Annotated in this window: 18 protein-coding genes; 6 read left to right on the forward strand and 12 right to left on the reverse strand. The window is 71.3% G+C overall.

What is annotated here, in order from left to right; genetic code table 11:
* Positions 1-22 precede the first annotated feature (22 nt).
* The gene (locus tag OEY_RS0100255; RefSeq protein WP_010591957.1) at positions 23-985 is read right to left on the reverse strand and encodes an ABC transporter ATP-binding protein; all 963 of its coding nucleotides are present in this window, start codon (positions 983-985) and stop codon (positions 23-25) included.
* A 155-nt stretch (positions 986-1,140) separates the two neighbouring features.
* Between OEY_RS0100255 and OEY_RS0100260 the strand changes: the two genes are divergently transcribed.
* Together OEY_RS0100260 and OEY_RS0100265 are read left to right on the forward strand one after the other, a co-directional pair.
* Positions 1,141-2,358 carry a lipase family protein gene (locus tag OEY_RS0100260; RefSeq protein ID WP_043804041.1) on the forward strand — a complete coding sequence of 406 codons (1,218 nt, stop codon included), beginning with the start codon at positions 1,141-1,143 and terminating at the stop codon, positions 2,356-2,358.
* Between the two features lie 291 nt (positions 2,359-2,649).
* The gene (locus OEY_RS0100265; protein ID WP_010591959.1) at positions 2,650-3,135 is read left to right on the forward strand and encodes a hypothetical protein; all 486 of its coding nucleotides are present in this window, start codon (positions 2,650-2,652) and stop codon (positions 3,133-3,135) included.
* A 20-nt stretch (positions 3,136-3,155) separates the two neighbouring features.
* On the opposite strand, the gene OEY_RS0100270 is transcribed toward OEY_RS0100265, so the two are convergent.
* Genes OEY_RS0100270 through OEY_RS0100280 form a run of 3 tightly spaced genes read right to left on the reverse strand, consistent with a single transcriptional unit; the run spans position 3,156 to position 6,432 of the window.
* Positions 3,156-3,824 (reverse strand): MadR family response regulator transcription factor, encoded by a 669-nt coding sequence (locus OEY_RS0100270; RefSeq protein WP_010591960.1) that lies wholly within the window; start codon positions 3,822-3,824, stop codon positions 3,156-3,158.
* The gene (locus OEY_RS0100275) at positions 3,821-5,260 is read right to left on the reverse strand and encodes a MadS family sensor histidine kinase (RefSeq protein ID WP_010591961.1); all 1,440 of its coding nucleotides are present in this window, start codon (positions 5,258-5,260) and stop codon (positions 3,821-3,823) included. The genes OEY_RS0100270 and OEY_RS0100275 overlap by 4 nt, the downstream gene beginning before the upstream one ends.
* The gene (locus OEY_RS0100280) at positions 5,257-6,432 is read right to left on the reverse strand and encodes an iron-containing alcohol dehydrogenase (RefSeq protein WP_010591962.1); all 1,176 of its coding nucleotides are present in this window, start codon (positions 6,430-6,432) and stop codon (positions 5,257-5,259) included. The genes OEY_RS0100275 and OEY_RS0100280 overlap by 4 nt, the downstream gene beginning before the upstream one ends.
* A 217-nt stretch (positions 6,433-6,649) precedes the next feature.
* On the opposite strand from OEY_RS0100280, the gene OEY_RS0100285 reads away from it, so the two are divergent.
* The gene (locus OEY_RS0100285; RefSeq protein ID WP_237713709.1) at positions 6,650-7,102 is read left to right on the forward strand and encodes a hypothetical protein; all 453 of its coding nucleotides are present in this window, start codon (positions 6,650-6,652) and stop codon (positions 7,100-7,102) included.
* On the opposite strand, the gene OEY_RS31050 is transcribed toward OEY_RS0100285, so the two are convergent.
* The 5 genes from OEY_RS31050 to mdo all read right to left on the reverse strand — a co-directional run bounded on the left by OEY_RS31050 (position 7,083) and on the right by mdo (position 11,874).
* Entirely contained in the window at positions 7,083-7,364 is a 282-nt protein-coding gene (locus OEY_RS31050) for a hypothetical protein (protein WP_237713711.1), read from the reverse strand. The genes OEY_RS0100285 and OEY_RS31050 overlap by 20 nt on opposite strands.
* Positions 7,256-7,708 (reverse strand): carboxymuconolactone decarboxylase family protein, encoded by a 453-nt coding sequence (locus tag OEY_RS31055; RefSeq protein WP_238596380.1) that lies wholly within the window; start codon positions 7,706-7,708, stop codon positions 7,256-7,258. Before OEY_RS31055 ends, OEY_RS31050 begins: the two co-directional genes overlap by 109 nt.
* A gap of 174 nt (positions 7,709-7,882) precedes the next feature.
* Positions 7,883-9,439 carry a MadC family VWA domain-containing protein gene (gene madC / locus OEY_RS0100295; protein WP_051009352.1) on the reverse strand — a complete coding sequence of 519 codons (1,557 nt, stop codon included), beginning with the start codon at positions 9,437-9,439 and terminating at the stop codon, positions 7,883-7,885.
* A 4-nt stretch (positions 9,440-9,443) separates the two neighbouring features.
* Entirely contained in the window at positions 9,444-10,517 is a 1,074-nt protein-coding gene (locus OEY_RS0100300; protein ID WP_010591965.1) for a MadB family AAA-type ATPase, read from the reverse strand.
* Between the two features lie 85 nt (positions 10,518-10,602).
* Positions 10,603-11,874 (reverse strand): NDMA-dependent methanol dehydrogenase, encoded by a 1,272-nt coding sequence (mdo, locus tag OEY_RS0100305; RefSeq protein ID WP_010591966.1) that lies wholly within the window; start codon positions 11,872-11,874, stop codon positions 10,603-10,605.
* A 318-nt stretch (positions 11,875-12,192) separates the two neighbouring features.
* Here mdo and OEY_RS0100310 point away from each other — a divergent pair, with 318 nt between their 5' ends.
* Positions 12,193-13,248 carry a ferredoxin--NADP reductase gene (locus tag OEY_RS0100310; RefSeq protein ID WP_010591967.1) on the forward strand — a complete coding sequence of 352 codons (1,056 nt, stop codon included), beginning with the start codon at positions 12,193-12,195 and terminating at the stop codon, positions 13,246-13,248.
* 19 nt (positions 13,249-13,267) lie between these two features.
* Here the strand turns inward: OEY_RS0100310 and OEY_RS0100315 are convergent, their stop codons facing one another.
* Positions 13,268-14,515, reverse strand: a complete 1,248-nt coding sequence (locus tag OEY_RS0100315) for an MFS transporter (RefSeq protein WP_010591968.1) — start codon at positions 14,513-14,515, stop codon at positions 13,268-13,270.
* A gap of 227 nt (positions 14,516-14,742) precedes the next feature.
* Between OEY_RS0100315 and OEY_RS0100320 the strand changes: the two genes are divergently transcribed.
* Together OEY_RS0100320 and OEY_RS0100325 are read left to right on the forward strand one after the other, a co-directional pair.
* A complete protein-coding gene (locus OEY_RS0100320; RefSeq protein WP_010591969.1) occupies positions 14,743-15,108 on the forward strand; it encodes an SPW repeat domain-containing protein in 366 nt (121 codons plus the stop codon).
* A 105-nt stretch (positions 15,109-15,213) separates the two neighbouring features.
* Positions 15,214-15,825, forward strand: a complete 612-nt coding sequence (locus tag OEY_RS0100325; protein WP_010591970.1) for a TetR/AcrR family transcriptional regulator — start codon at positions 15,214-15,216, stop codon at positions 15,823-15,825.
* Between the two features lie 13 nt (positions 15,826-15,838).
* Here OEY_RS0100325 and OEY_RS0100330 read toward each other — a convergent pair whose 3' ends face one another.
* Together OEY_RS0100330 and OEY_RS0100335 are read right to left on the reverse strand one after the other, a co-directional pair.
* Positions 15,839-16,654 carry a glutamate racemase gene (locus tag OEY_RS0100330; protein ID WP_010591971.1) on the reverse strand — a complete coding sequence of 272 codons (816 nt, stop codon included), beginning with the start codon at positions 16,652-16,654 and terminating at the stop codon, positions 15,839-15,841.
* Between the two features lie 31 nt (positions 16,655-16,685).
* Positions 16,686-17,876, reverse strand: coding sequence for an NAD(P)/FAD-dependent oxidoreductase (locus OEY_RS0100335; protein ID WP_010591972.1), 1,191 nt, complete (start codon positions 17,874-17,876; stop codon positions 16,686-16,688).
* Positions 17,877-18,043: the final 167 nt, after the last annotated feature.

An 18,043-nucleotide genomic window follows, 5' to 3' on the forward strand; every position in this document is an offset into this window, starting at 1 on the left:
CCGGTGCCGACGAATGCGGCACTCATGCGCCGTCCCCGTCGCCGACGGCCGGGCGGCCGTGTGCGAGGTGCTCGCCGGGGACGTGGATGTGCTCGCCGGGCAGGTCGTCCCCGTAGTGCCGCAGGAACAGTTCCTCGAGGGTGGGTGGGGTACTGGTGAGCGACGTGATGCCGAAGTCGAGCAGCTCGCGCAGCACCGCGTCCATCCGGGCCGTGTCGACCTCGCAGCGCACCCGCAGGCCGTCGACCTGCAGGTCGTGCACCCCGGGGACCGCTTCGAGCCCGGCCACCGGGCGCACGGTGTCGGCGACCACCGACGTGCGGGTCAGGTGTCGCAGTTCGGTCAGCGTGCCGGATTCGACGGTGCGGCCCTGCCGGATGATGGTCACCCGGTCGCACAGCGCCTCGACCTCGGCGAGGACGTGGCTCGACAGCAGCACCGAGCACCCGTCGGCGACGGCCTCGCGGACGCAGTCCCGGAACACCTCGTCCTTGAGCGGGTCCAGACCCGAGGTGGGCTCGTCGAACAGGAACAACTCCACATCCGAGGCGAGCGCGGCGACGATCGCGACCTTCTGCCGGTTGCCCTTGGAGTACGTGCGGGCCTTCTTGGTGGGATCGAGCTCGAAGCGTTCGAGCAGTTCGGCACGGCGGCGTTCGTCGATGCCGCCGCGCAGGCCGGCGAGCAGGTCGATCGCCTCCCCGCCGGTGAGGTTGGGCCACAGGTTGACCTCGCCGGGTACGTACGCGAGCCGCCGGTGCAGGTCCACCGCGTTGCGCCACGGGTCGCCCCCGAGCAGTTCGACCCGGCCGGAATCCGCACGCAGCAGCCCGAGCAGAATGCGGATCGTGGTGGACTTGCCGGATCCGTTCGGGCCGAGGAATCCGTGCACCTCGCCTCGGCGGAGCTCGAGGTCGAGACCGTCGAGAGCCCGAGTGGTTCCGAACGACTTGACGAGCTGTTCCACGGAGATCGCCGTCGACATGCTGCCGAGGCTACGCCCATTCGGGGGTCCGTGTGGCGACGATCCGCACAGCGCACGGGGTCGGGTGAACCCTCGCAAATCGGTCGTTTAGGCTTCGCCGGGATCGCTGATTTTCGAGGAACGGCACCGGTCGGTGCGCTGGAGAGGTGGGGGACGTGGCCGCACGGTTCGGTCGGGGAATCCGCAATGCGTCGGTCGGCGCGGCGGCGGTGTGCGCCATCGTCGCCGGAACCGGAACCGCGGGTGCCGCACCCGTCTATCCGGTGCCGCCGGCCGATCCGTTCTACCGCGCGGCCGCCGACATCACCCACGCACCGGCCGGCGATGCGCTCGAGGTGCGGCGCGTGCCCGCACCACCCGGCATCCTCGACGTCGAGGCGTGGCAGGTGCGGTTCCGGTCGACGGATTCGACCGGCCACCCGATCCCTGCGGTGACGACGGTCCTCGCCCCCGTCGGCAAGGCTCCGGACGGTCCGCTGCTGTCGTTCCAGCACGTCATCAACGCCCTCGGCACGCACTGCGCGCCGTCGCAGACGCTGTGGACGAGCGACCCGGATCTCGCCGTCCGGGAGGCTCCGGCCCTCAACGTGGTGCTCCGGCGGGGCTGGACGGTCGCGATCCCGGACCATCTCGGACCGAACAGCGCCTACGGCGCGGCTCGCCTCGGCGGGCAGATCACCCTCGACGGCATCCGCGCGGTGCAGCAGGTACCCGAGCTGCAGCTCGCCCACAGCCCGGTCGCGCTGGCGGGGTACTCCGGCGGCGGGATGGCCACCGGGTGGGCCGCGGCACTGGCTCCGACCTACGCCCCCGACCTGAAACTGGTGGGTGCGGCGATGGGCGGGGTGCCGATGAACATCCGCAAGATGGCCGAGGCGCTCGGCGAGAACCCGCACCCCGCCTTCGGTCTGGCGTTCGCGGCCGCGCTGGGTCTCGAACGCGAGTACCCCGAACGGATGCGGATCAGCGCCGACCTGACCCCTGCGGGTGTGGCGATGCGCGACGCCCTGGCCGACGCCTGCACCAACGACATCCTCGCGCGCGGTGCCGGTGGCAGCCTGCGGCAGGTGAGCACCAATGCCCACCTGGCCGACGATGCCGACGCGGTCGCCGTCGCGGAGGAGAACAGCCTCGAGCTGTACCCGGGCGTGCCGACGGTGCCCGTGTTCGAATGGCACAGCCCCACCGACGCACTCGTCCCGGTGGACTCCATCGACGCGACGCTCGACCGCTACTGCGCCGCGGGCGCGCCGGTGCGCCGCGTCGAGACCCCCAGTCCCGACCACATGTCGGCGGCGGTGCTCGGTCTGCCGGACGCGTTCGAGTTCCTGGGCGAGCGGTTCGACGGAGCACCGGTCACCGGAACCTGCTGACCCGGCCACGCCCACCGGACCCGGACTGAACGGCGCGGCGCGTCCACGGAAGTCGCCAGCACAGCCACGAAGCGGGGCGTCCTCGCAGCATCGGGCCGCCGATCGGCGGACAACGCTGCTGCTCCCGGGCACTCGGTCGAGTTCGGAACCGGGGCCGTCCTCGGCCGAAGCGGGTCACGCACCCGAGCAACGAGTGCGGCGCCGACAGGGCAGGAACCCGAAAACCGTGCCGAACGGTCGCTTTTGCGGCAGCATCACGTGGGACACGCACATTCGACCGGAAGGACACCGATGCGATCGACCACCCGTGCCGCGCTCATAGCAGTGGCCACCGTTCCCTCGGCCCTGGCAGCACCTGCCCTCGCGTCGGCGGCCGACGCCGGCGAGGTCGCCTTCGCGTTCGCCGTCAGCGGCTCGACCGTGACGAACACGATCACCAACGACTCGGGCACGCCACTGGACTGCATGACCGGGCTCGCCCCAGCTCCCGGCGGGGTACTGCCGCCCGTCGCCGAGGTCATCGCCCAGGGTCAGACGCTGAGCACGTCAGGCCGGGTCCAGCCGGGTGTAACCACCCAGACCGTGACCGAGATTCCCGACGGCACCTATGTCGTCCTCGCCTCGTGCTCGACGGACGGCCTGGCAACCATGTGGGTTTCCGACTACCCCGGCATCGCAGACCAGCTGGCGCCCCTGCCGGTCACCGCCTACCCGGTCCAGCAGGCCTCCCCCGTCGTCACCGTGCCCGCAACCCCGCCGACGTTCGGCAGCAGCTGACCCACGGCGTCGCCGCCGCGTCAGATCAGGCCGCGCTTGCTGGCGGCGTACACGGCCTCGGCGCGGCGGCTCACGCTCAGTTTGCGCATGATGTTGCTCACGTGGAACTTCACCGTGGTGCCCGAGATGAAAAGGCGCTCACCGATCTTGGAATTGGACAGGCCCGCAGCGAGCAGCCGCAGCACCTCGAGTTCGCGCTCGGTGAGTTGTTCCTGCGGCGTGGTCTGCCCGTTGAGGGAACGCACCACCGCCGCGGCGCTGCGCGAGTCGAAGGCACTCTCGCCGCGCGACACCGCGCGGATCGCACGCACCAGCTCGGTCGTGTCGACGTCCTTCACGACGTACCCGCGTGCCCCGGCGTGCACGGCACGCACGACCAGCTGCTCGTCGAGGAACGTGGTGAGCACCAGCAGACCCAGCCCCGGGTGGGCCGCCGACAGCTGCCCGCACAACGTCAGCCCCTCGTAGTCCGACCCGGCGGAGAGCTTCAGGTCCATCAGGACGATGTCGGGCCGGACCCGGCCCACGAGGGTGAGCGCCTCGGCCTCGTGCGAGGCCTCGCCGACCACCTCGAGGTCCGGCTCCCGCTCGAGTATCGAGCGCAGCCCCTGGCGCAGGATCGCGTGGTCGTCGACGAGGACGATGCGGACCGTGCGATTCACCGTCCCGGCCGGGGTTGCCACGTTCATCGCTGATCTCCTGTCCGCGCCGCGGGTGCCGGCGCCGCACTGTTCCCGCTGGTTCCGGTCGTCTCGTCGGCGTCCCGCTCCGCGTCGACCGCCGGTTCGGGCACCGGGATGCGCACCGCCACCCGGACCCCGCCGAGGCGGGCGCGACGCACCTCGAGAGTGCCACCGAGCTCGTGCGCGCGGGCCTGCATGTTCGCCAGCCCGCGATGGCGGCCGTCCCAGTCGTTGTCCGCGGCGAGGCGCAGCATCAGCCGCATCCGCGCCGGGTCGCCGTCCCCGTCGTCGGCGACCGACAACAGCACCGAGTCCGGCCGGTAGGTCAGCCGCAGCACCACGCGCCGGGCGTTGGCGTGCACCGCGGCGTTGAACAGCGCCTCCCCTGCGATGCGCAGCAGCGAATGTTCGGCTTCGCCCGGCAATTCGACCGGCGGGCCGCCCACCCGGACGGTGATGTCGAGTTCGCCCGGCGTGTGCGCGCTGCACAGCTGTTCGAGCATCTCCGGCAGCGACGTGCGATCCGAGTCGGACGGGTGGTTGAGCGCGTAGATCGCCGAGCGCAGCTGCTCGACCGCGCGCCGGGTGAGCTCCTTGGCCAGGTCGAGACGCTCGCCGCGCTCGGCGTCGGGAATGTCGCTGCGGCACACCTCGATCTGCATGCCGGCCGACAGCACGGCCTGGGTGACGCTGTCGTGCAGCTCCCGCGCGATGCGGTGACGTTCCTCGTCGAGCGCCTGGTGCCGATGCGCGGCACCGAGTTGCCGTTGCGTCAATTCCAGCTGGCGCAACGTCGCCTCGAGTTCGGCGTTGCGGGCCTGCAGGTCTGCCGCCGCGCGATTCGCCTCCTGGTAGGCCTGCTCGGCCCGCCCGAGCAGCAGCTGGCCCCGCTGGTAGAGCGCGGAATTCTGCAGGGCCACGGCGGTCTGGCTGGCGAGGATCGACAGCACGGCGTGGTCGGTGCCGTCGATGGTGCGGTGTTCGGGTGTCCACGCGGCGATCGCACCCGCCACCCCGCCGTCGAGGACGATGGGGACGAAGGCCCGATGGGTGTCGACGGTGGCGTCCCGGCCGATCGAGCCGGATCGGATGTCCTCGAGGCAGCGCACCACGTCGTCGGGCAGGGGTGGGCCTTCGACGTTGTCGACGAGGAACGGGGTGGCATCGGGTCCGAGGACCAGCCGGCGCGGCCCTGCGTCGGGCAGGGTCCTGTCGGTCAGGGCGAAGACCACCCAGCGGGCGCTCAGGTGGGCACGCGCGGCCTCCGCCACGGCGCAGATCAGGGTCTCGGGGCCCTCGACGGTGCGTACCAGGGCACGCGAGATCAGCTCGAGCGCGTGAACAACCCGCTCGAGACGTTCGGCGGCTCCGCGGTACTGGGGATAGAACGTGGGTTTGCCGGAACGCAGTCCGGTCAGTCGCGACAGGTCGGGAGCGGTCACAACGCCGCCCGGAACAGCGCGACCATCTGCTCGTGCGTCGCTTCGCGGGGGTTGGTGGACATGCACGCGTCGCGCAGCGCGCCCGCGGCCAGACGTTCGAGGTCGGTCGCCTGCACCCCGAGTTCCCGCAGTCCGCGCGGCACCCCGACCTCGCGGGCGAGCCGTTCGACCCGGTCCGCGACGGCGAGTGCGGCCTCCACGGCCGGACCGCGGTGCTCGTCGAGCCCGAGCGCCCGGGCGATCGCGACGAACGGCTCGGGATCGGAGGCTGCGTTGAACCGGATGACGTGCGGGAGGAGCACTCCGTTGATGACGCCGTGCGGCAGGTCGAGCAGACCCCCGACCTGGTGGCTCATCGCGTGCGCGGCACCGAGGATCGCGTTGGTGAACGCCAGGCCGGCCTCGAGGCTGGCCTGCGCCATGATCGATCGGGCCGCCATCTCCCGGGGGTCTTCGATCGTGCGTACCAGCGTGTCGGTGACGAGACCGACGGCACGCAGGGCGTGGTGGTCGGTGAGCGGGTTGTGGGCGCGGGAGACGAACGCCTCCACGCCGTGGGTCAGGGCGTCCAGCCCGGTCGCGGCGTTCAGTTCGTCCGGCATGGTGGTCAGCAGCCGCGGGTCGATCACGGTCAGGTCCGGGACGAGTGAACGACCGATGATGGTGATCTTGGTGCCTCGGACGGTGTCGGTGACGACGCAGAACTGGGAGACGTCGGCGCCCGTCCCCGACGTCGACGGCACCACCACCATCGGTGGGATCGGAGCGGCCGCCCGGTCCACACCCTCGTAGTCGAGGATGCTGCCGCCGTTGGCGGCGAGCACCGCGATGCCCTTGGCGGCGTCGATCACCGAGCCGCCACCGAGCGCGACGAGCACGTCGCAGCCGTGGACGCGGTACGTCTCGTGTCCGGCGGTGACCTCGTGGTCCTTGGGGTTGGGGGTGAGATCACCCCACACGATCGGCGTGAGGCCCTGCTCGACGAGATGACCGCGCAGCTCGTCGACCCAGCCGGCCTCGATCAGCCCCGGGTCGGTGACCAGGAGGGGCCGGACCGCGCCGAGCCGAACCGCCGCGTGCGCCGCTTCGACCAGCGATCCGATCCCGAACACGATCTCCGGGGCGTGGAACTTGGCCAGCGTCGTCGCGGTGTGCTCCGATGCGACGGCCACTGCACACTCCTGACGATCCCGACTGCTGTGATCCAGCTTACGTGGCTTCCGAGCCTAGCCCCTCCACGACGGGTCGGCACCGGACCGAACGGCAGGGGCGATACCTGCCCGATCGGGTAGGTAGGTCCGAGTGTGGCCGGGCCTCCGCGAGCCGGCCGCGGGGTGAATACGAAGTGAATGCCACCACCGCGGCCTCCCCGAAAACGGGACATATAGGATGCACGTCGCAGGGGTGGACCGGATACGCAGGAAGCAGGCTGCGCACCGGCGGAAACGACCCTGGGAGAGCATCATCGACGACCGATGGATCGTGTGGTGGCACGAGGTGGACGGCGTCACGTGGCACGTCCACGACAACGAGGCCGCGGCGCTCGACTCGGCGTACCGGGCGCTCCACTCCGACCGGCGGGTCGGGGATCCGGTCATCGAACGCCCCAACCGCACCTTGGTGCTGGGCATTGAGTTCGCCGCATACGTCCGGGCGCGGGAAGACGCGGAGGGCCGCACGGCGATCCGCGGCACCCACCGGGTCGAGATCCGGTACCCGCTCGGCGTGGACCGGTGGATCTCGCAGGGATGGACGTCGGAACGGCTCGCACGCGCAAATTACGACGAGGCCCTCGAGCACTTCCGCCCCGACCGGGTCCGGCTCACGAAGCGCGACCCCTGACCCGGTCGCCGGCCCACCTGTCGAACTCCACGAGCGGCGCACCGCGCACGCCGGAGATCGAAGCGTGCACGACGGACATCGGCAAGAACGCCAGGACGATCAGCAACATGGCGACCTCGTACGCCACGCTGCTGCGCGGATCCGGGCTCCCGTTCAACCGGCCGCGCAGCGCGGTCCACGCGATTCCGTGGACGTTGCCGACCATGATGGCCCGTATCGCTCCGAGGATCCCCTCGGCGGCGGACTTCCCGTACACGTCCACGAGGCGATCCCACGCCTCGGCCGTGGGGTTGCCCGGGTGTCGGCATAGTGCTGGGCGAAAAGAACCGCAGCGACCTCGGAGTCGGGAACGTCGTCGAGGACCCCGGCCAGGATGTTCCGGATCTCGGCGCTGCTCATTCCGGCCCCGAGAGCGATCTTCGTGTGGGCGTAGGAGCAGGCGCCGCAGCCGTTCACCTCGGTCACCGCCAGCATGATCCGTTCGACGAACTCGGGGCTCAACTCGGCGCGCTTCCTGGCGCCGATCAGGTGCTTCATCGATCGAACGCCCCGGTAGAAGATCCAGTAGGCCTCACGGATCGAATAGTGCTTCTTCGCGAACTGCATCGTCGTCTTCCTCAACTGCGCCCGGGATGCCCGTGTGCCGGAGCACTCTCCCGTACGGCGGCCGGCCCGCCGGCGGTGGCGTGGGCGGACGGCGCACACACACCCCGGGGGGTATTTACCAGTCCATAGTAACCACCGGCCGTTGCCCCGCCGGAGCCGGACGGGTGCACACGCTCAACGCAGTGCGTGCCCGAGTTCCGCCGCCCGCGACAGCAGCTGGGCGGCGTCCCGGGCGACGACGACGCGATCGCACTCCTCGGCGTACTCGGGCATCGCGCACGTCGCCTGCGCCCAGTAGCGCTGGGGCTCCGGGGTGATCCAGGCGAGCCGGTGCACGCGACGACGCAGGTCGGCGAGCCGGTCGACGCGGGCGGGCAGGCCGTTGCAGCGCCCGTCGCCGACGACGAGCACACTGGTGCGCGAGTCGACGATGCCCGCGTGCTCGGTGAGCAGTTCGTCGAGCACCCGGCCGTAGTCACTGCTCGCCTCGAGGTCGAGGCCGGGATGCGCCAGCACGGCCGCGAGGGCGCCGTCGCCCGTGGCGGCCAGCAGTTCCCGCGTCACATCGACGGGCCGGTCGACGAACGCCAGGACGCGGCAGCGGTGGGCCCGGCCGTGCATGGCCTGCGCCAGGCGCAGGGTGAACGCGGTGATCGGGCGCACCGACAGGGACACGTCGGCGAGGATCAGCAACCGGACCCGGTCGGGACGCGGGGCACGCACGATCAGGTGGAACGGCACCCCCTCGGTGCGCATCCCGGCACGCGCCGTGCGACGCATGTCGAGCCGGCCGCGGGTCAGCTCGCGCGGCACCGGCCGCGCCGGGCCGCGCATGCGGCGCAGCACCTCGTGGCACGCCAGCTCGATCTCGGCCCGGGACGCGACGTCTCCGGCGGTGTCGGGGGCATCGGGCTCACCGTCCGGCAGCGGACCACCGAGCCCGGCCTGCGACAGCGCCGCGACGAACGCCTCGACGGCCTCGACGAGCCGGTTCAGTTGTGCCGCGCTGAGGGGTTCGTCTGCGTGGTCGTCGCCGTAGACGCGGCGCGGGTCGTAGGCGTCGAGCCACGCGAGGATGGATTCGGGATCGTCCCACGACAGCGACCCGACGACGGCGGCACCCGGGTTCGCGGCCAGCTCGCCGACCGCTGCGGTCCCGGCCCGATCCACGTCGACGGTGTAGGTGACCCCGCGCCGGCCCGAGTCGGCGCCCGTGTCGACCGACAGTGCCGCGTCGGACGAGGTCATCGAGACGTCGTCGTCGTCCTTGTGGGGATTGAAGCCCTTGTCCGCCTCCGGGGTGTCGAAGTGGTCGCCGACCTCCGCGGCACGCTCGTTGTACTCGGCGTAGCGCGCGACCTGCGGATCGTCGTCGAGCTCGAGCGCGGTCGGCAGGGACTCGGCGAATTGCGCTCGCGGCGAGGACTTCCCGTCCGTCACGCCGGCCGCGTCCGCCGCGGCGAACAGCGCGTCGAAGGCGCGGTCGAAACCGACCTGCTCGTGCGGGTACTTCGCGCACACCGCGCGCAGGCAGGCTCGCAGCACGTCGCGGTCGCGGGCACCGACGAGCCCGAGCACGCGGCGGACCTCGATGGTCTCGGCGGGCGAGGCGGACACCCCGTGCCGCCGCAGCAGGCGGCCGAAGACGGCGGCCACCACGTCGAGAGGGTACGAGGGGTGCATCGCCGCGAGCGGTGTCACGGGCGTCGTCGCGAGCAGTGTCACCGGCATCGGGTCACCGCCGCGCGCCGATGCCGACACCGCCGCCGCCGCGCCCGCGGAACACCGCGGTGGTGGTGTTGGCCGGCCGGGAGGCGACCGTGGCCCGCTCGGGTCGCTCCCCCGCAGGTTCGGCGGTCGTCGGTGCGGTGGTCGTCGGTGCGGGGGGTGGGGCGTCACCGCCGAGCCGGGCGCGGACCAGGTCGGCGTCGCCAGTGTACTTGAGCAGCGCGGCGAGCAGGATGTCCCGGATCTGCCGGAGGGAGGTGTGGTCGCCGCCGCCGCGCCGCAGCACGGTCGCGGCGCGCGCGGCGTCGATGACCTCCGAGATGGACGGGCTCTTGCGCAACGGCAGCTCCCGCAGGGTGCGGGCCAGGTCCACGACCTCGCCGGCGGTCACGGTGTCGACCTCGGGGGCCCGGGCGGTGACGATCTCGCGTTCGCGCTCGGGGGTGGGGTAGCCGACGTGGTAGTGCAGGCAGCGGCGCTTGAGGGCGGGCGAGAGTTCGCGGGTGTCGTTGGAGGTCAGGATCACCCACGGCGCGGACCGGGCCGTGAAGGTACCCACCTCGGGAATGGTGACCTGCCGCTCGGCGAGGACCTCGAGCAGCAACGCCTCCATGGATTCCTCGGTGCGGTCCACCTCGTCGACGAGGAGCACCACCGGCTCCGGAGACAGGATCGCCTCGAGCAGGGGACGCACGGCCAGGAACGTCTCGGAGTACAGGCCGAAGTCCTGCGCGGCGAGGAATCGGGACGCGTCGGCGACGTCGGGGTAGGCGGCGAGCTGTTCGCCGATGCGGTCCCGCAGCATCTGCACGTGCAGCAGTTGCTTGGCGTAGTCCCACTCGTACAGCGCCCGGCTGTCGTCGAGGCCCTCGTAGCACTGCAGCCGTACCAGCTTGCGTCCGCCGACGGCGGCGAGCGCCTTGGCCAGTTCGGTCTTGCCGACGCCGGCCGGGCCCTCGAGCAGCAGCGGCCGCTCGAGCGCGGTGGCGAGGTGGACGACGACCGCGAACTCGTCGTCGGCGATGTAGTCGTGGCGGCGCAGCGCGTCGGCGAGTTCCGGTCCGCTGGTGAAGCTGGTCATCGGTGCTCCTGTGTCGTCGGCACTCGAGGTGGGTGTGCCCGGGGCGGGTGGCCCCGCCCCGGACACGGATCGGTCGGGCGGTGGGTCAGTAGGACCGGTTGATGCAGTGGTCGACGACGGGGATCATCGACTCGACCGTCACCTCGCGCGGGTTGCCCGGCGTGCACCAGTCGCCCTGGATGTGCTCGGAGATGGCGCGCACGGTCTTCTCGTCACCCTTGATGACGTCGCCGCGGCCGGCGTACTTGCCGGTGTTCATGCGGTTCTTCTCGTACGAGTCGACGCGCACCTGGCCGAAGTTGTCGGGGATGCCGACGTCCTTGGCGAGCCGGATGGCGGCCTCGACCGCGGCGTCCGCGGCCTGGACAGTGGTCATGTTGCGGGTGTCGACACCCATCGCGGTGGCGATGCGGGCGTAGTGCTCGTAGCGCGACGGGAGGTTGTACTCCCAGACACGGGGCAGCGCGATCGCGTTGTTGAGGCCGTGGTGGCTGTCGAAGAAGGCCGACGTGGCGTGCGAGATGGAGTGGACGATGCCCAGGCCGCCCGAGTTGAAGGCCTGCGCGGCGATGTACTGGGCGTTCATCATGCCCTCGCGTGCCTTGAGGTTGCGCGGCTCGAAGGTGGCCTCACGCAGGTGCTTGGCGACGAGCTCGATCGAGTACAGGGCGTTGCCGAGCGACGGGGCGAAGTCCAGCCGCGAGACGTACGGCTCGGAACCGTGGGCGAGGACGTCGAAGCCGCAGTACGCGGTGAAGTGCTGCGGGCAGGTGTAGTACAGCAGCGGGTCGTCGATGGCGAGGGTGACGATCGTGGCTTCGTCGAAGCCGACCCACTTGTGCGGGTGGTCCATGTCGGAGGTGTCGGTGATGACGTAGGCCCAGGAGGTCTCCGAGCCGGTGCCGGCGGTGGTGGAGACGGCGATGTGCGGCGGGTTCTCCTTGTTGGTGGACTTGGCGAAGCCCTCGAACTCGTTGATGTTGCGGCCGTCGTGGGCGATGACGACGCGGGCGCCCTTGGCGGCGTCGTGGCTCGAGCCGCCGCCGACGGAGATGATGGAGTCGCACTTCTCCTGCTGGTAGAGGGCGGCGGCCTCCATGACGTTGTAGTCCTTGGGGTTGGACTCGACCTTGTCGTACAGGACGACCTCGACACCCTGGTACTCGATCTTGCCGATCAGCTCTTCGATGATGCCCGAACCGCGCAGACCGGTCGTCATCAGCAGGGTGCGCTTGAAGCCCAGGTTCTTCGCCTCGACACCGATGATGTCGTGGGCACCGACACCCATCAGTGCCCGCGGGAAGGGGTGGAACTCCTTGATGGGGAAGTCCCAGATCTGGTTGAGTTCGATGGCCATCGCGTCTCTCCTGATGTGTCGGCCGGAAGTGGTGGTTCGAATGCGGCGTCCGGTGTGACCGGCGTCTCTTCGCTTCTCCACCTTCGGTCTCGATCACGCCCACGGAAAGGCCTTCGGGCCCGAACCGTCCGGTCGCGGCACCGAAGCCGTCCGGTCGAGCGGGACGGCCTGCCCGATCGGGCAGGGGTCCGTTCCCGCTGATCGGGAGCCGACCGCAGGCCGACGCGCCCCGTCCCGGTAGCGTCGTGTTGCTGATAACCTGGAACTAGAACGCGTTCTAGATTGCTTCACCCGCACCACGGAAGGACCGACCTGGCCATGACGACAGTCGAGGTGCCGCACGGCTCGCGATCCGCGATCCTGACCGTCTCCGCAGTCATCGAGGAGACGCCGGACTCGCGCTCGATCGTCTTCGACGTGCCGGCCGAGCTCCAGGACAAGTTCGCGTACAAGCCCGGACAGTTCCTGACCCTGCGCATTCCGAGCGAGCAGACCGGCTCCGTGGCCCGCTGCTACTCGCTGGCCAGCTCCCCGTACACCGACGACGCCCCCAAGGTCACGGTCAAGCGGACCGTCGACGGCTACGGGTCCAACTGGCTGTGCGACCGGATCTCCGCCGGCGACCGCATCGAGGTCCTGCCGCCGTCGGGCGTCTTCACCCCGAAGTCGCTCGACCACGACTTCCTGCTGTTCGGCGCGGGCAGCGGCATCACCCCGGTCGTCTCGATCCTCAAGTCGGCCCTGACCCAGGGCTCCGGGAAGGTCGTGCTGGTCTACGCCAACCGCGACGAGGCGTCGGTCATCTTCGCCGAGGAGCTGCGCGCCCTGGCCGAGAAGTACCCGACCCGCCTGACCGTCGTGCACTGGCTCGAGTCCGTGCAGGGCCTGCCGTCCGCCGAGCAGCTCGCCACCCTGGCGGCTCCGTTCAGCAGCCACGAGGCGTTCATGTGCGGCCCCGGCCCGTTCATGGATGCCGTGCACCGGGCGCTGCAGATCGCGGGCATGCCGCGCACGCAGGTGCACGCGGAGGTGTTCAACTCCCTCGCGGGAGACCCGTTCGCCGACCACACGCCCCTCGAGGTGAGCGACGAGGAGGCGGCCGACGCCGCGACGGTGGAGGTCGAGCTGGACGGGGAAACCCACACGATTCCGTGGCCGCGCTCGCAGACCCTCGTCGACATCATGCTCTCCAAGGGACTCGACGTGCCCTACTCCTGCCAGGAAGGCGAGTGCGGCTCGTGTGCGTGCACCGTCCTCGACGGCAAGGTCGAGATGGAGCACTGCGAGATCCTCGACCCCGAGGACATCGAGGCAGGCTACGTCCTCGGCTGCCAGGCCCGCCCGGTGACGGACACCGTCAAGATCGTCTTCTGAGACGTCGCCGGTCCCCGTCTCAGCGGACGAGGACCGGCGTCTCCACCCGGTGGACGCCCGGCTTTCGTGGGCCGCGCAGCGCCACACCCGCCCCGGCGCCGAGCGCGAGCACGATCACGGCGCCGCCGTAGCCCAGCGTCGTCGCGGTGAGCCCGTACACGCCGGCCGCGAGGCCCGCGATCACCGCCGGCACGGAGAACGCGAGGTAGCAGACGACGAACGTGGTGGCGAACAGGCGCCCGCGCTCGTGTGGCGCCGCAAGGGCGCCGATGACGTTCATCGCTCCCAGGAACGCCGCGCCCCAGCCGAAGCCCGCGACGGCGGTACCGGCGAAGTAGGCGACGGCCCACCCGCCGAGCACGGCGGTCACGACGACGCCCACGCCGGCGGCCAGGATCACGGTCCCCGCGACGACGACGCGCCGCGGATCGAAGCCGCGCAGCATCGTCGCCGCCACCGAACCGGAGGCGAAGAGCGTGCAGATCGCCAGACCGGCGACGAGGCGGTTGCCGATCCCGAAGACCGTACCCACGATCGACGGCCCGAGGGACATGTAGAGCCCGCCGAGCGACCACGCCGACAGCAGGCCCGGCAGGATCACCAGGTACGGGCCCCGCACCCCGGCCGGCACGGACGCGCTCGGCAGCAGGCTGCGCAGCGCGGCCCCGCGGGACGCGAAGCCCGGCGCGGGCACCCGGTCGGGGACGAAGACGAGCACGACGGCCAGCGACAGCGCGATCACGACGACGAGGACGTAGACCAGCACGGTGGGAAAGGGCGCGAACTGCACGAGCAGCCCCGCCCCGGCCGCACCGAGGGCGAGCCCGAGCGACGGCGCGACACTGTTGACGAAGGATCCGAGCCGGGGGCTCGGTTGCAGGTCGATCACGGCGGCGCTCACGGCACCGGTGGCGGCCCCGACCGCGAGGCCTTGCAGCCCCCGGGCCAGGACGAGCCAGCCCACGTCGTCGGCGAGGACGAACACGCCCATGCTCACCACGAGCAGCAGCAGCGCCCCGATCAGCACGGGCCGGCGGCCGACGTGATCGGAGATCGAGCCGATCGTCAGCAGGGTGGCGAGCAGGGCCAGGGCGTACACGGCGAAGACGGCGGTCAGCATCCCCGGCGAGAAGCCCCACTGCTGCTGGTACAGCGGGTAGAGCGGGGAGGGAGCGGACGACGACGCGGTGAGCAGGAAGCTGGCCGTGCCGACCGCCAGGAAACCGTGACGGCGTGGCAGGGAGCGACCCGGCGTCGACTCCGGCATCGGACCTCCTCGGAACTCGTGGGAACGGTCGACAGTTCGTTGACCAAGGCAACGAACTAGTGGAACATGCCGCCCTCGGCGATCATTCCCCGCCCGGTCACTTCCCGGTAAAAACCGCCTCTCACCTGCGCTCGAGTGTTATCGCAGTGCAACGTCCCGGCCGTTGACCGACCGGTCGATCAGGTCTATACCGAAGGCAGGACCCGATACGCACGAGGAGGCTCGACATGTTCTCCGACAGCCGGCTACAGGACTACGTGGCCGTGATCCTGGGCGTCTTCACCGCCCTGTCCCCCCTGTGGGTCACCACCGACACCACGACGACGTGGACCCTCGTCGTTCTCGGCGTGCTGATCGCGCTGACCGGACTCGCGCAGATCGTCCGGCCCACGATGGCAGCGATCGACTACGCGATGGGTGTGCTCGGCGTGCTGTTGTTCCTGTCCCCCTGGGTCATGGGCTACACCGAGTACAGCGGTGCATCCTGGACGGCCTGGGTGGTGGGCGTGCTCACCGTGGTCGTCGCGGTAGCAGCGCTGCCCGCGATGAACGCCCGGATGCACGGACACGGCGGACTGGCCACGCACCACTGATCACACACCCCGCGTCACACACCCCGCGGACGGCCGGCATGCCGGCCGTCCGCCCACGCCCCTGGCGCCGTCACATTCCCGCCCGTGCCCCCGGAGGTGAACGCCATGAGCACCCCGGGCTCGAAACCGCCGCGCCGTCGCGCCCGGCGGGACAACGCCGCGCGCGTGCACATCCTCGACGCCGCCGAAACCCTCTTCGCCGCCCACGGCTTCGACGCCACCTCGACGACGGCGATCGCCGTCGCCGCGGATGTACCCAAGGGACTGATCTTCTACTACTTCCCCACCAAGGAGTCGATCCTCGAGACACTCGTTGCCGAGCGGCTGCCCGCCGAACCGATCCAGGACGTCACCGGCCTCGTCTCCCCCGGCGACCCGGCGGCCAGTCTCGTCAACCTCGACGCCGCCCTCGACCTGCGTACCCACCACTCCTCGCTGCTCCGGGTGATCTGGCGTGAGGCCGAGAGCCACCCCGGACTGCGCGTCCCGCTGCGCCGGCTGCGGACCTCCCTCCAGGAGGCCACCATGCGGGTCCTGCAGGCCAGCGTGCCCGGCCCGATACAACCGGGCACCCTGCGGGCCTGCGCGACGACGTGGGTGTCGGCCATGTTCTCCGCTGCCACGGTCGACCGGCTGTTCGGTCTCGACGGCACCTCCCCCGACGAGCTCTGGGGCGTCGCGCGCCTCGTCGCCGCGGGCATGACCGGGATGGGCTGAGCGGGACGGCCGGTCAGCGCGTCTCGGCGCGTGGAGCCTCGTCGCCGGGCAGCCCCGCGGTCGGGTCGCCGATGCCGTCGACGAGCCGCCGGCCCGCCGGGTAGCCGAGGGCGCCGGGGGGCAGCTCGCCGGGCCTGCCGCTCAGGAACACCTCGACCCGCCCGCTGCCCGCCCACGGCCGGCCGAGGGCGTCGATGCGCCGCAGCGTCTGCGCCGCCACCGCTTCGGCGCTGTCGAACAGCCGTACCCCGGGCGGTAGGTGCGCGGCGATGACGTCGGCGACAAGGGGGTAGTGGGTACAGCCGAGGACGACACCACCCACGTCGGGCGGGGTGCGCTGCGCCGCCGCCGCGATGGCCGTGGCCGCGGCGGTGGTGTCGCCGCGGTCGATGGCGTCGGCGAGCCCGTGACAGGCCACCCCCACCACCGTGCGGTCGCCGGCGAACCGGGCGACGAGGTCGGCCTGGTATCGGCTGGCGGTGGTCGCGGCGGTGGCCCAGATCGCCACCGACTCGCACGCCGCGGCGGCCGGCTTGATCGCCGGCACGGTTCCGATCACCGGGATCTCGTCGCCGAGGGCCTCGCGCACATGCTCGAGCGCGGTCACCGAGGCCGTGTTGCACGGCAGGACGACCACCTCGGCACCCCGGGTCACGGCCCGCTCCGCGGTGCGCACGACCCGGTCGATCACCCAGTCCCCGGGCTTCGGGCCCCACGGGGCGCCGTCCGGGTCCATCGACAGCATCAGGTCCAGCTCGGGACGCAATCGGCGCAGCCAGGCAGACGTCGGCAGCAGGCCGAGACCCGAGTCGATGAGCGCAACGATCACCCTACGAATCTAGCGTTCGCCGACGCGGCGGCTACGACGTGGGCGCGAGGATCTCCGTGATCGGTGCGCCCGCGGCGATCTTCCCGCGCATCTTCATCACCTGCCCGGGCAGTCCCGCGCCGACCACCCCCGTGAGACGGCCGTCGCGTTCGTAGTAGGCGAGGAACTTGCGGCCGTCGTCGCGCACCACGTGCACGGTGTCGTCGGCCCGGATCGCTCCGAGCGCCTGGATCTTCACGTCGTACTGATCGCTCCAGAAGTACGGCACCTGCGCGACCGGATCGACACCGGAGCCGAGCAGCGCGCCGGCGAGCACCTTCGCCTGCTCACCGGCGTTCGTCCAGTGCTCGAGCCGCGCGCGGCGGCCGTCCGAGACCTCCCATGCCGCGACGTCGCCGACCGCCCACACGTGCGGGACGGACGTGCGGCCCACGCCGTCGCACACCACCCCGTCGTCCACGCGCACGCCCGAACCGTCGAGCCAGTCGGTGACCGGCACCGAGCCGATACCGACGACGACCACGTCCACGTCGAGTTCGGTGCCGTCACCGAGGACTGCCCCGGTGACCCGGCCGTCGCCGCGTACTTCCCGCACCCCGACGCCCGTGCGGACCTCGACGCCCTCCTCGGTGTGCAGCCGGGCGACCAGCGCGCCCACGCGCTCGCCGAGCACGGACGCGAGCGGGGTGGCCTGCGGCTCGACCAGCACCACGTCCATGCCCCGCCCCCGCAGGCTCGCCGCGACCTCGCACCCGATGAACCCCGCGCCGACGATCAGCGCCCGCCCGCCCGGGACGATCCCCGCGCGCAGGGCCCGGCTGTCGTCCAACGACCGCAGCACGTGCACTCCGGCGAGCCCGTCCGTGCCGGGCAGCGGCCTCGGCCGCAGTCCGGTGGCGATGATCAGCTCGTCGAAGCCGACGCTCTGCCCGTCGGACAGGGCGAGGGTGCGGGTCGCGGGGTCGAGCTCCCGCGCCCGCACGCCCAGCCGCAGCTCGATGCGCTGTTCGTCGAAGAACTCCCGGGGCCGCAGCGTGGTGTCGTCGGTGCCGCCCCGGACGACCTCCTTCGACAGCGGCGGCCGGTCGTAGGGCAGGTGCGGTTCGTCGCCGATCAGGACGAGCTCCCCGTCGAATTCGCCGCGACGCAGTTCCTCGGCGGCGCGCACCCCCGCCAGTCCGGCCCCGACCACGACGATCCGCTGTACTCCCGTCACACCCACCCGCTGCGCCCTCTCCTCCGGCAGTGACCCACGCCACCACAATCCGTGCAACTGTTTTACCAAATCCGGGGATTCCCGGACAGGGCGTCCTTCGCGCGAGCCGCGCACCCCGTACCCGCCGGGAGTTACTAGAGTCGGAAGGGACAGAACTTCATCCGGCAGGCCGA

This window comes from Rhodococcus sp. P14 (assembly GCF_000256505.1).
Classification (GTDB): Bacteria; Actinomycetota; Actinomycetes; order Mycobacteriales; family Mycobacteriaceae; genus Rhodococcus; species Rhodococcus ruber.